The following is a 13088-nucleotide window of genomic DNA, read 5'->3' on the forward strand; positions in this document are numbered from 1 at the left end:
TTTTTCAAGGACCGTTTTATGATAGCATGATTGAAGATTGCATGATGAACTCTTTATCTAAGAGTGAGTTAAATAGTTGAGGAGGCCTATTCATGGCTGTTAAGATCAAAACGCAATTTGGCACCATCGATATTAATAACGATGTGATTGCCACGGTCGTTGGTGGCGCCGCAACCGACAACTATGGTGTTGTCGGAATGGCATCTAAAAACCAACTGCGTGATAACGTAAACGAAATTTTACGACGCGATAATTATGCACGTGGCGTCGTTGTTCGCCAAGAAGATAATGGTGTGGCCATCGATGTGTACATCGTGGTTGGTTATGGCACCAAGATTTCTGAAGTATCTAAAAACGTACAACAAAAGGTTCGTTACAACTTGGATAGTATGCTTGGAATTGCAGCTAATTCCGTGAATGTCACGGTTCAAGGTGTTCGAGTACTTGCAGACTAGACGATTTTTTGTAACGAAGTGGGGGAAACTGAATTGGAAGCAACATTAACTACCATGACCAACCTTGAATTCGGAAAGATGGTCCAGGCTGCCTCGAAACGTTTGACGAGTCAGGCAGAATTTATTAATTCGCTCAACGTTTTTCCGGTGCCCGATGGTGACACAGGCACCAATATTTCACTGGCGTTTGCCAGCGGTGCAAAATATGAACGCGAAGTTACGTCAACTTCTGTCAGTGATCAGGCGGCTGCTTTAGCCAAGGGATTGTTGATGGGTGCACGTGGTAACTCCGGTGTTATCACATCACAGATTTTTCGCGGCTTTTCAAAGAGTGTTGACGGTAAGCAAACACTTAGCGCTAAAGACTTTGCTGAGGCTTTAGCGGCCAGTGCTCAAACAGCTTATAAAGCGGTTATGAAGCCAACGGAAGGCACTATCTTAACGGTTATCCGTGAAGCTGCCAAGGCTGGTCGTGATAAGGCAAACGAAACTGATGATATTGCCGTTGTGATGGATGCTGTATACGCAGCGTCTCAGAAGGCCTTGGCTTCAACACCAGATTTACTACCTGTCTTAAAGCAAGTTGGCGTGGTTGATTCTGGCGGTCAAGGATTGGTTTTCATTTTCCAATCGTTTGATGAAGTCTTGAACGGAAAGTCTACTGACGCTGATATTGATACACCAGACGATGCTCAAATGGATGAAATGATCAACGCGACTCATCATCGCAGTGTGCAGGGTGAATTAGATCCTAATGACATCAAGTACGGTTACTGTACCGAAATCATGGTACGTATTGGTGGCGGACAGCAAGTTGACCGCAAGTTTGATTATGATGAATTCTATCAATATTTAGCTGGTTTAGGCGATTCATTGTTAGTGATTAATGATGACGAAATCGTTAAAGTGCATGTTCACACCGAACACCCTGGAGATGTCATGACATGGGGTCAACACTTTGGTGATTTAATCAAAGTTAAAGTTGACAATATGCGCCATCAGCAAGAAGAAATTATGGAAAAGGATCAGGACGAGGTAACCACGAAGACGGCTACCGGCGTTGCCCAACCTGTCGCCGCACCAGATACTGCGGTAATTTCCATTTCTGCTGGTGATGGTGTTGCCGAGCTATTTAAGAGTTTAGGCGTCACGCACGTGATTAATGGTGGTCAGACCATGAATCCAAGCACTGAAGACATTGTCAAGGCGATTAATGCGAGCGGTGCCAAAAAAGCGATTGTGTTACCAAACAATGGCAACATCTTTATGGCCGCTGACCAAGCTGCTAAAGTTGCCGATGTGCCAACTGTGATTGTTCACAGTAAATCCATTTCACAAGGGATGACAGCTCTGCTAGCCTATAATCCTGATTCAGAATTGGATGCCAACAAGCAGGCAATGGAAGATAACTTGGATACTGTGAAGAGCGGTCAAGTGACTCATGCTATTCGTGATACAACGCTTGATGGGATTGAAATCAAGAATGGTGAATTTATGGGCATCATTGATGGTTCTATCAAAGTGACAGATGCATCGTTGCTTGGTGCTGCCACAAAGATGGTGCAAGCTATGATTGATGATGATAGTGAAATTGTCACGGTGATTTACGGTGCCGATGCAACCGAAGCTGATGCTTCATCGCTGGAAGACGCGATTATGGCGTTGGACGATGAGCTTGAAGTCGAAATCCACGAAGGTGACCAACCGGTTTATCCGTTCTTGGTTTCCGTTGAATAATTAAAAATAATTATAAAATTCCTATTCCTGTACTCTAGGTTTAGGAATTTTTTTGATTTAGTAATAGCTGTTTAATCTAGACTCGGATATTGTTTTGGATGACGTTTTTAACTCATGTTAGCTCGTAAACTGTTCTTTTTCTATTGCTTATCTGTCGTTTTTTGCTCGTCTTTGATACGATAAGAGTAATGCATTTACTTCAGATTAAATAACTAGCGTGTGCTCGGAAAGGAGGTTTCAAAATGTCCGCACCGTTAAAGTCAATCGAAGATCCAGTGACACAATTAAGTGGCGTCGGTGAACAACGTGCTGCTGCGCTAAAAACGTTAGGTATTCAAACGATTGCTGACTTATTGGAATACTTCCCATTTCGTTATGATGATATGGCTGCTAAGGATTTGTCCAAAGTGACTGAGGGTGAAAAAATCACCCTGAAAGGCACTGTAGCAAATGAGCCGACAGTCGTCAGATTTGGCAGAAAAAAGAGCCGCTTAAACTTTCGCTTACTTATCGGTCATGACGTCGTTGGTGTTACATTTTTCAACCAACCGTGGTTGGACAAGCAACTGGCAATTGGTCAAGAAACAGCCGTTTATGGTAAGTGGGATGCTACTCGAAAGAGCCTGTCCGGAATGAAATTAATCACCAGTAGCGATAAGGCAGCGTTTGGTGCTATTTATTCGACGAACAAGCACATTCGTCAGAGTACGATTGCTCAACTGGTGAAACAGGCGTATGAGGCATATCAGGACGTTATCTATACGGTTTTGCCCGCGAAACTGATTGAAAAATATCGCCTTTTAGATCGTCGGACAATGATTCATGATCTTCATTTTCCGAAGGATCCAGAGGCGGCCAAGGCGGCACGGCGAACGGCCGTGTTTGAAGAGTTTTTCTTGTTTGAATTACGTTTGCAAATGATGCGGGCAAAAGATCACCAGGCAGCTGGCATCAGTATTGAATACGATAATGAAGCGTTAAAAGACTTTATCAAGACGTTGCCGTTTGAACTCACCAATGCGCAAAAGAAAGTGGTTAACGAGATCTGTGCGGATCTAAAACGGCCTCTTCACATGAACCGATTACTGCAGGGAGATGTTGGTTCCGGTAAAACAATCGTGGCGGCCATTGTTATGTACGCAGCCATTACTGCGGGATATCAGACCGCACTCATGGCGCCAACTGAAATATTGGCTGAGCAACATGCACGTAATTTGGCCAATATTTTTAAGGATTTGCCGATCAATATCGTTTTGCTGACGGGATCAACAAAGGCAAAGGCTCGTCGCGAGGCGTTGAAACATATTGCTAGTGGTGAAGTAAACTTAATTATTGGCACGCACGCCTTAATTTCAGACGATGTGGTTTATCACCGACTTGGTTTGGCAATCATCGACGAACAACACCGGTTTGGTGTTAACCAACGGCAGTCCCTGCGTCAAAAAGGGCAACATCCAGATATATTGGCCATGACGGCGACGCCAATTCCCCGGACCCTGCAAATTACCGCTTACGGTGAAATGGATGTTTCCATTATTGATGAACTACCAGCAGGCAGAAAACCGATTACTACCCGTTGGATCCACAGTAATCAAGTTGAAGCTGCGATGGATTTTATTCGCACTCAGTTAGCTGCCGGTCAACAGGCTTATGTGGTCACACCGTTGATTGAAGAGTCGGAAGCCTTAGACGTTAAGAATGCTGAGGCCATTTATGATCATTTAAGTGAAAACTTTGCGCCGGATTATCGGGTTGGCTTGTTACATGGTCGTTTGAAAAACGAGGACAAAGAAGCTGTCATGAATGCCTTCAAGGCGGATGATTACGACGTACTGGTATCGACAACTGTAATCGAAGTCGGTGTGGACGTGCCGAATGCTACGGTAATGCTCATTTTTGATGCGGATCGATTCGGTCTGGCACAACTACATCAATTACGTGGTCGAGTTGGTCGGGGGTCAGTTGCGTCAACGTGCATTCTTGTTGCAGACCCCAAAACTCAAGACGGTATTGCACGAATGCAAGTCATGACGGATACAAACGACGGTTTCCTTTTGGCTCAAAAAGATTTAGAATTACGTGGTTCTGGAGATTTGTTGGGTACGAAACAGTCTGGGGTGCCAGACTTCCGAGTCGGCGATCCCGTTGCGCAGATTAAAATTTTGCAGATTGCGCAACAGGAAGCGATTGCTTTGGTGGATCAGCCTAATTGGCAGACTCAACCAGATAATCGTGAATTGGCCGGTTATGAACAAAGCGAATTAAAACGACATTCAACTCTTGATTAGCGTTATTCAAAAAAGTTGCGGTTGAGTGTTTAATTGCATGACTTAAATGATGTGATCTTTTTATAAAAACGGGTTTAGAAAGCGAAGGTAGAACTGTGAAAGTTGCTGTAGATGCAATGGGCGGCGATAATGCCCCAGAAGAAATTGTCAAAGGTGTTGAGTTGGCTAGGGACAAATATCCTGACATGTCCTTTCAACTTTTTGGACCAGAAGAGCGAATTAAAGCGTTGGTTCAAAACGATGATCGTATTACCGTTGTGCCTGCAAAATCCGTCATTGCGATGGAAGATGAACCGGTGCGCGCGGTTCGGACGAAAAAGGATTCATCCATCGTGTTAGCGGCGACTGCCGTTAAGGAGCATACGGCAGATGCATTTTTCTCTGCTGGCAATACGGGTGCTGTCCTTGCTGCGGGATTGTTTATTATTGGTCGTGTCAAAGGAATCGATCGGCCAGGATTAACGACTACGTTGCCAGTTGTCACTGGTGACGCCACAGGCAGTGTTACCATGTTAGACGTTGGTGCCAACGCTGATTATAAAGTTGCTAACCTTGAACAATTTGCTGTGTTAGGTAGTTTTTATGGTCAAACTGTGATGGGCATTAAAACACCCCGCGTTGGGTTACTGAACAACGGTACCGAATCTGATAAGGGTGACAAGGCGCATCGTGAGGCTTATCAACGATTGTCAGAAATGACGAACATTAATTTCATTGGTAATGTGGAATCTCGCGAATTATTAAATGGCGCAGCTGATGTGATTGTGACAGATGGTTTTACCGGTAATGCCACGTTAAAGGCCATTGAGGGAACAGCACTATCCATGATGACGTTGATTCGTTCAAAAATCATGGCCTCTACCAAAGCTAAAATGGGCTATGTACTGAGTCGTAATGCGTTTCACCAAGTTGGTCAAGTCATGGATTATTCTAAACACGGCGGGGCAGTGTTACTCGGTTTAAAAGGCGCAGTAATTAAAACTCATGGTTCTTCGAAGGCAGAAACCGTTCGCAACACAATGGGTCAGATTCATCAGATTATTGCTAGTGGATTAATTCAACAAACAATTGACTATTTTGATACTCCGGCGGATCAAACGAACGCGGATAACACTGAAAAGTAGCTTCGAGAGGTAGACATTTCGCCCCTAAAACGATAGACTAAATGACTGTAAAACACTTATGAGAAACTAGGTTAAACATGACTAAACAGGAAATTTTTGATAAAATCTCTAAAATTATTGAAGACCGGTTTGAAGTTAGCAAGGACAAGATTACTAATGACCTTAACTTTCGAACTGATTTAGATGCTGATTCCATTGATTTCGTTGAATTTATCATGGAACTAGAAGATATTTTTGGTGCCGAAATTTCGGATGATGATGCCGAAAAATTGACGACCATTGGTCAAGTGGTTGATTATATTTATGATCATCAGGAAAAAACTGACTAAGTTTGGTAAAGCCGCCTCACAGGCGGTTTTTTTAAACAGTCAGTTTATGTAAAAATGCATTGTCACAATAGGATTTAAGGAGCGTTCACATTGATTGCAGGACTAGAAGACGAGTTAGCAAAACGATTTGATATTCATTTTCAGCATCCGGAACTGCTGGACGAGGCGTTTACACAGGCCAGCTATGTAAATGAACATCCACATCAAAACTTGAAGTTTTATGAACGAATCGAATTTTTAGGTGACGCGGTGCTTCAATTGACCGTGTCAGAGTACATTTATAAGCGGTATCCAGAAATGCCACAAGGTAAGTTGACACGGCTGCGCGCGGCAATGGTTCAAGAGGCTAGTTTTGCCAAGTTTGCGTTAGAGTGCCATTTTGATCAATACATCCGCTTGGGTCGCGGAGAAGAAAAAGAGGGTGCGCGTCACCGCTCATCATTACTTTGTGATATTTTTGAATCCTTTATTGGCGCATTGTATTTGGACCAAGGCAAAGATGCCGTTGTTGCCTTTATCACAAAGGTTATTTTTCCCAAACTTGATGCAGGCTGGTTCGATCATGCGATTGACTATAAAACGGCGTTGCAGGAGTGGTTACAACGCGATGGCGATGTCATCATTGATTATGAACTTAAACGTGAAGACGGCCCCGAAAACGACCGCAACTTTACGATGACTGTTGCCGCTGATCAAAAGATTATTGGTGAAGGTACCGGTAAATCAAAGAAAAATGCGGAACAAGCCGCTGCGTTACAAGCGCTTCAAAGTCTTCGTGGTCAACAAGAAACCTTAGTGACACACGGTAAGGACGAACTCGATTAATTAACGGATGGATGTTGCATGAAATTAAAGGCCTTAGAGATCAGCGGCTTTAAATCGTTTGCTGATAAGACGAAAATTGAATTTATGCCGGGTATGACTGGTATCGTCGGCCCGAACGGAAGCGGTAAAAGTAATATTATCGAAGCCATCCGTTGGGTTTTAGGCGAGCAGTCTGCGCGTGATCTTCGTGGAACCAAAATGACTGATGTGATTTTTGCCGGTGCAGCGAATCGAAAGCCACTTAACCGGGCAGAAGTCTCGATTACGTTTGATAACAGTGATCATTATCTAAAGAGTGATTATGCTGAAGTTCGCGTTACACGGCGTCTTTTTCGTAACGGGGAATCTGAGTATCGGATTAATGGTAATCAGTGTCGGCTCCGTGACGTCGTTAGTTTATTCATGGATACGGGCTTAGGCCGGGAATCATTCTCGATTATCAGTCAGGGGCGTGTCGAAGCCGTTTTTAACAGTAAACCGGAAGACCGCCGCACAATTATCGAAGAAGTAGCCGGTGTCTACAAGTACAAGCAAAATAAGGACAAGGCTGAAAAGGAACTGGGTACGACTCGCGAGTATTTGAACCGGGTCAACGATATTATTGCGGAACTGGAAAGCCAGATGGAACCGTTGGCCGAGCAAAGTGCCATGGCTAAGGACTATCTTGATCAAAAGCACCGGTTTGACGATTTGGATAAATCTAGACTGGTTATTGAAATTCAGGATAATCGACGCGCTAAGCACGAAGTCGATCAGAAAATGACCCGGGCCAAGACGCTTGTGAGTGACTATGAGCAACAAGTAAAAGACCAAACGCAAGCTGTCGCAAAGATGAAACAGCATCAAACAGAATTGCTGAACAAAAAAGATGCTTTGCAGAACAAACAGTTAACACTTACGCAACAAGTTGAGCGGTTAACGGGTCAACGGACTAACGCCAGCACTAAAACAGCCTTTCAACAGCAACAGTTGGAAGAGGTGCAACATGCACTAAGCGAAGCAAAGACAAATGCACAAAAAGTGATTGCTGATAACGATACTTTAAAGGCGGCTATTGCTACTCAACAACAGGCCATTAACGAAGCCAGTAGTGTCGTTGCAGGCCTTAAAGATGGGCAAAACAAACAGCAACAAGCAACGTTAGAAAGCAAAATTAGTCAGTTACAAGACGCATACATTGAGCAAATGCAGTCACTGACAACCTTGCACAATGAGTTACATTATTTGGAACGGGAACATGAGCAAGGTGGTCAGGCGCGTGCCCACCTTTCGGATGAAGCTGGCAAAGCCCGTGCTGAATTGGAAAAATTAACGGCTCAGCGTGACAAGTTAGCTGCTCAACTGAGTATTAGTAAATCCAATCAAGACAAAGTACGTGCTAGCTTTAAGGATGCTGGTGATAAGTACCATGAGCTTACAGAAGCCTTTGAAAAGGCACAAAAAAATTGGTACAACGCGTTAGGTGTACAACAACGTGCCAAGGCCCGTGCGGATAGTCTGACAGCTTTGAATGAGGAGCACGCTGGTTTTTATCAAGGTGTTAAGGCGATTTTGAAGCAACGAAACAAGTTTAGCGGTTTGGTCGGTTCAGTGGCGGATCTCATCACCGTACCCAAGGACTTGGCCAAGGCCATTGAAACGGCTTTAGGAGCTCAATTACAGCAATTAGTTGTTCGTGATGAGCAGACAGCCCGTGATGCAGTGCATTATTTGACCCAGCAACGAGCCGGGCGAGCAACCTTTCTGCCATTAACGACCATCCATGGCCGTCGACTGTCATCAGCACAGCTGTCAGCAGTTTCATCTACCACCGGGTATGTCGGCTTGGCAGCGGAATTAGTGACGTTTGATCAGTCATTGGAGCCAGTCATCGATCATTTGTTGGGAACCACTGTTGTTGCGACTGATTTAGATGCTGCGATTGCGATTGCGAACATCGCTGGTCATCGCTTTAGAATCGTGACACAGGATGGTCAGGTCATGAATGCCAGTGGTTCGATTACTGGTGGGGCCAATCGAAACGCTCAGGCTGGTTTATTAAGCCAACGCGCTGAACGTGATGAACTGACAGCGGCTATCGCAGAAATGCAGGCCAAATTGGATCAACAAGAACAACATGTTGCTAATTTGCAATCACAAGTCGACGCCATGGCTAGCACGGGGACAAACTTACGAAATCAAATGAATGATGCCGATACTCAGGTTCAGCAGCAATCAGGTCAATTAGAGCTGCTCGGTGATAAAATTAAGGAAGCCAAGCGAAAGCTTTCTGCTAGCCAGTTTGAACGTGACCAACAGGTTCAGGATGTAGCCGATTATGAATCACAGTTGGCAAAGAACAAGTCCAACACAGCTGCAACTGAGCAACAGCTGGCGACAATCAAAGCTCAACGTGAGCAAGCACAACGGGACCTGACGAGTTTAACGGCAGACGATGAAACGAAAGCGACTCAGTTACAAGAAAAGATGACTTGGTTAGCGACTGCTAAAGCCCAATTAGCTGCTAAAGAAGCTGATTACCAGCGGGGCGTGCAATCCTTAAAGGATCTTACTGACCGTCAGCAATCACTGTCTGATCGTTTGAAATCGTTGCAAACGAGCCAATCGGTTTCGGGGATGTCAATGAGTGAAGTTGCTGCCCAATTGACCAAATCGCAGGCCGAAGTTAAGCAAGTTGTGAAGCAGTTAGAGCAAGCAAATGCTGACTTGACGGAATTGAGTGATCAATTAACGACTGGCGATGCCGAGTTAACGAGGATTCAGGGGCTTCAACGTGCATCTCTGAGTGAGATGAATGATTTAAGTGCCCGTCAATCCCGACTGGCAACATTGTTAGATAATGATTTAAATACGTTGAGCGAAACCTATCAATTGAGTTTCGAAGATGCTCAAGCTGGTTTGAACGACCTCGATCCGAATGAGATTAGAAAGCAGTTGAAGCTACTCAAGCGTGGTTTGGATGAAATTGGTGATGTGAATATTGGCGCGATTGACGAATACCAACGTGTTTCGGAACGTTATGATTTCTTGGCACGCCAACAGTCAGATTTATTGACCAGCCAACAGCAGTTACAGGAAACCATGACAGAAATGGACGGAGAAGTTCAGACACGATTCAAAAAAGCGTTTGATGACGTGGCCAAGGCCTTCAGCAAGATTTTCGTTCAGATGTTTGGTGGTGGTAAGGCGCAACTAGTTCTGACTGATCCAGAACACTTATTGACGACTGGAATCGACATCATGGCACAGCCACCTGGCAAGAAGTTTCAGCGAATGAGCTTGCTTTCAGGCGGTGAGCGAGCCTTGACCGCGATTACACTCTTGTTTGCGATTCTTGACGTGCGGCCCGTTCCGTTTGCAATTCTCGATGAAACAGAAGCGGCCTTGGATGAAGCCAACGTTACGCGGTTTGCTCGCTATCTGCGTGAATTTGCAGGTGATACACAATTCATTGTCATTACACATCGTAAAGGCACAATGGTGAACGCCAACGTGCTGTACGGGGTCACTATGCAGGAATCGGGCGTTTCAAAAATGGTTTCGGTTTCTCTCGATGATGTTGAAGCTGTGTCATAATAAATTTAAATTTGAGAAGGTGAAGAAATGGGACTATTTGATATTTTTCGTCGTCGAAACGCTGAAGAAAATAAAAAAGACTCAGATCAGGCCAGTGAAAATTCTGAAACGGCATCGCAATCGGCGGTCGGTTCAGAATCTGCTCAATCTGCTAATTCTGACTCTGAACGAGTTGAAATAGCAAACTCCATTGAGCCCAGTCAGGCTCATGATAGCCAGTCAGATCGTGATTCGCAGACGCCTTCATCGGCTAACAGCCAACATGGTGAGTCAGATGAGGCAATGGGATCGGCAACAGAAAGCACGGCGGCATCTAGTGCAGCCTCATTAGTAACTGACGAGAGCAACGATGCTTCTGCACAAAAATCCGGCTTAACTGCTGACTCAGACAGAAACGAAGACCATCAACAATCAACTGCACGTGTTGTCTCGTTAACGGACAGCCAAATGTCTGAGGCAAAGTCGGCCGTTGCTAGTAGCACCGTTACGAGTGGCCTGACGGCTCGGCAATCTGTCGCTAATTCGATAGCGGCGGCTCGTCAATTGGCACATCGGACCGCTTCACTGAGCGCTGATGCTGCTGAAAAAAGCGCATCAGAACAACAAGCATCTGAATTAGCGTCTCAAGGTGAACAGGCCAGTCAGTCAGTTGCGAGTGAGTCTGCTGTCAGTACATCTGTCAGTGCCTCCGAAAATAACGTATCTGAGTCTGAGCCGAGTGAAGCATCTGAGTCAGCGACAGATACGCGAACGGATGCTGAACTTTATGATCAGGGATTAGCCAAGTCGCGTAAGACGCTTGGTGATCGTTTGAATGCGTTCTTAGCTAATTTCCGTTCTGTTGATGAAGATTTCTTTGATGATCTTGAAGAAACGCTGATCGGAGCTGATGTTGGTTTCAATACTGCAGTTCAGATAACCGATGAGCTTCGCGACGAAGTTAAATTGAAAAATGCGAAAAAGCAACAGGATGTTGAAAACGTGATCGTAGAAAAGTTAGTCAACTTATACGATCAGGATGGTGCTGACGAAAACATTGCCGTCAACATGGCTAAAAGTGGTCCTACCGTCATCTTCTTCGTTGGTGTCAACGGGGTTGGGAAAACCACAACGGTCGGTAAAATGGCTAACATGTACAAGCAACAGGGTAAAAAAGTTTTACTGGCTGCGGCCGATACTTTTCGTGCTGGTGCCATTGAACAGTTACAAGTATGGGGACAACGCGATGGCGTGCCCGTAGTGGCGTTACCTGAACGCAGTGACCCAGCCGCAGTTGTCTTTGACGCAGTGCAACGCGCAAAAGATGAGCATTTTGATATTCTGATGGTCGATACGGCCGGCCGTTTGCAAAACAAAGTTAATTTGATGAACGAGCTGTCAAAAATGAAGCGTGTGTTAACGCGTGAAATTCCTGAAGCACCGCATGAGGTCTTACTCGTGCTAGATGCCACAACAGGTCAAAATGCGTTGAACCAAGCCAAGACGTTTGGTGAGATTACGGCCGTTACTGGTATCGTATTGACGAAGCTTGACGGTACTGCTAAGGGTGGTATCGTGTTGGCAATCAGAAATGAAATGCATTTACCCGTTAAATTCGTTGGTCTGGGCGAACAAGTCAACGATCTGCGACCATTCGATGCAAACGAGTTCGTTTACGGACTGTTTAAAGGATTGATTAAAGAATAGTCAGGTTTTTACATTAAGCGTTAATTTTAAAACTAATAAAAAGAAGGACTGCCGGCAATGTCGACAATCCTTCTTTTCTTATATCAATGCACGAGGTGGGGTTCGAACCCACAACCCTTGGTTTCGAGGACCAATACGCTATCTAGTTGCGCCACTCGTGCCTAACTTGATGACACTCCTAATACTAGTGGTTTCGATTGTCTGCGTCAATTGCAATGTTATCAGTGCAAAGGGTAAACTAATTATTGAAAAATATTTTTTGATTTCAAGCGATGGTTTACGCGAGGCAATAATATGAAAATTGATACGACAATGCTACAACAGGCAATTATGGCTAATAAGGCAGCTCATAACTGGAACACGACTGACGTGCGGTTTGAGCTTTTACAATTGTACAGTGAAACAAGCGAACTATTTGAGGCTACTTTGAAAAAAGATCAGGATAACATTACTGAAGAATTGGCCGATGTTGCTATTTTTCTACTGGGCATTGCTGAAATGGAACACGTCGATTTGGGCGAGGCCATAACAGCCAAACTAAAAATTGATGAGCGCCGTGTTTATGATGAGCAAGGGCATAAACGATTGATGCCGGACAAATCGCCCAAAAAGAACTAATTCTTTTGATTGACGTGGCTGTGCAGTGTTCTTTAGTGAGTCAAAATGTTAAACTATTACGGTATCGGGAATAATGAAGGGTGCGTGGAAATATGGAAATCGCAAAAAATGATCGCATAAATTCATTATTTGAGTTTTATGAACCGTTACTGACGGAAAAACAAAAGGCTTATATTGAACAATATTACGGCGATGATTATTCCCTTGGCGAAATTGCAGAAAACTTTGACGTAAGTCGCCAAGCCGTTTATGACAATATCAAACGAACAGAAAAAATTCTGGAAGGTTACGAGCAAAAATTGCATCTATTTAGTGATTTTCGCAAACGTAATCAGGTGGCTGATGAAATTTCCGTTTATGTACGACGCGCATATCCTAGCGACAAACAGCTAATTCAGTTAGCTGACCGACTTGAAACAACAGAAAGCGATTCTGAATAAGCAATTATTC

General features: G+C 44.4%; 10 protein-coding genes and 1 tRNA gene. 10 read left to right on the plus strand and 1 reads right to left on the minus strand.

Annotated features, from left to right (window positions below):
- The first annotated feature begins 92 nt into the window (after positions 1-92).
- The 8 genes from LDK34_RS08490 to ftsY all read left to right on the plus strand — a co-directional run bounded on the left by LDK34_RS08490 (position 93) and on the right by ftsY (position 12020).
- Positions 93-455, plus strand: coding sequence for an Asp23/Gls24 family envelope stress response protein (locus tag LDK34_RS08490; protein WP_017261786.1), 363 nt, complete (start codon positions 93-95; stop codon positions 453-455).
- 54 nt (positions 456-509) lie between these two features.
- A complete protein-coding gene (locus tag LDK34_RS08495; RefSeq protein WP_178943465.1) occupies positions 510-2192 on the plus strand; it encodes a DAK2 domain-containing protein in 1683 nt (560 codons plus the stop codon).
- A gap of 242 nt (positions 2193-2434) precedes the next feature.
- Entirely contained in the window at positions 2435-4480 is a 2046-nt protein-coding gene (gene recG / locus LDK34_RS08500; RefSeq protein ID WP_236941716.1) for an ATP-dependent DNA helicase RecG, read from the plus strand.
- 95 nt (positions 4481-4575) lie between these two features.
- The gene (plsX, locus tag LDK34_RS08505) at positions 4576-5604 is read left to right on the plus strand and encodes a phosphate acyltransferase PlsX (RefSeq protein ID WP_236941717.1); all 1029 of its coding nucleotides are present in this window, start codon (positions 4576-4578) and stop codon (positions 5602-5604) included.
- A 77-nt stretch (positions 5605-5681) separates the two neighbouring features.
- Positions 5682-5933: an acyl carrier protein gene (acpP, locus tag LDK34_RS08510; RefSeq protein ID WP_178942584.1), complete on the plus strand. Its 252-nt coding sequence runs from the start codon at positions 5682-5684 to the stop codon at positions 5931-5933.
- 90 nt (positions 5934-6023) lie between these two features.
- A complete protein-coding gene (gene rnc, locus LDK34_RS08515; RefSeq protein ID WP_161001409.1) occupies positions 6024-6758 on the plus strand; it encodes a ribonuclease III in 735 nt (244 codons plus the stop codon).
- An 18-nt stretch (positions 6759-6776) separates the two neighbouring features.
- Positions 6777-10334: a chromosome segregation protein SMC gene (smc, locus tag LDK34_RS08520; protein WP_236941718.1), complete on the plus strand. Its 3558-nt coding sequence runs from the start codon at positions 6777-6779 to the stop codon at positions 10332-10334.
- 27 nt (positions 10335-10361) lie between these two features.
- On the plus strand, positions 10362-12020 hold the full coding sequence (gene ftsY, locus LDK34_RS08525; protein ID WP_178942582.1) for a signal recognition particle-docking protein FtsY: 1659 nt from the start codon (positions 10362-10364) through the stop codon (positions 12018-12020).
- 87 nt (positions 12021-12107) lie between these two features.
- Here the strand turns inward: ftsY and LDK34_RS08530 are convergent.
- Positions 12108-12181, minus strand: a tRNA-Arg gene (locus LDK34_RS08530).
- A gap of 133 nt (positions 12182-12314) precedes the next feature.
- Here LDK34_RS08530 and LDK34_RS08535 point away from each other — a divergent pair.
- Both LDK34_RS08535 and LDK34_RS08540 read left to right on the plus strand, forming a co-directional pair.
- Positions 12315-12638, plus strand: a complete 324-nt coding sequence (locus tag LDK34_RS08535; RefSeq protein ID WP_236941719.1) for a MazG nucleotide pyrophosphohydrolase domain-containing protein — start codon at positions 12315-12317, stop codon at positions 12636-12638.
- Between the two features lie 92 nt (positions 12639-12730).
- Positions 12731-13078 carry a putative DNA-binding protein gene (locus tag LDK34_RS08540; protein ID WP_017261795.1) on the plus strand — a complete coding sequence of 116 codons (348 nt, stop codon included), beginning with the start codon at positions 12731-12733 and terminating at the stop codon, positions 13076-13078.
- Positions 13079-13088 lie beyond the last annotated feature (10 nt).

The sequence above is a fragment of the Furfurilactobacillus milii genome (assembly GCF_021654115.1).
GTDB lineage: Bacteria > Bacillota > Bacilli > Lactobacillales > Lactobacillaceae > Furfurilactobacillus > Furfurilactobacillus milii.

Bases quoted from the DNA above. Each gene is read 5' to 3' on its own strand.
- LDK34_RS08490 (WP_017261786.1), top strand. From the start codon at position 93: ATGGCTGTTAAGATCAAAACGCAATTTGGCACCATCGATATTAATAAC.
- LDK34_RS08495 (WP_178943465.1), top strand. From the start codon at position 510: ATGACCAACCTTGAATTCGGAAAGATGGTCCAGGCTGCCTCGAAACGT.
- recG (WP_236941716.1), top strand. From the start codon at position 2,435: ATGTCCGCACCGTTAAAGTCAATCGAAGATCCAGTGACACAATTAAGT.
- acpP (WP_178942584.1), top strand. From the start codon at position 5,682: ATGACTAAACAGGAAATTTTTGATAAAATCTCTAAAATTATTGAAGAC.
- smc (WP_236941718.1), top strand. From the start codon at position 6,777: ATGAAATTAAAGGCCTTAGAGATCAGCGGCTTTAAATCGTTTGCTGAT.
- ftsY (WP_178942582.1), top strand. From the start codon at position 10,362: ATGGGACTATTTGATATTTTTCGTCGTCGAAACGCTGAAGAAAATAAA.
- LDK34_RS08535 (WP_236941719.1), top strand. From the start codon at position 12,315: ATGAAAATTGATACGACAATGCTACAACAGGCAATTATGGCTAATAAG.
- LDK34_RS08540 (WP_017261795.1), top strand. From the start codon at position 12,731: ATGGAAATCGCAAAAAATGATCGCATAAATTCATTATTTGAGTTTTAT.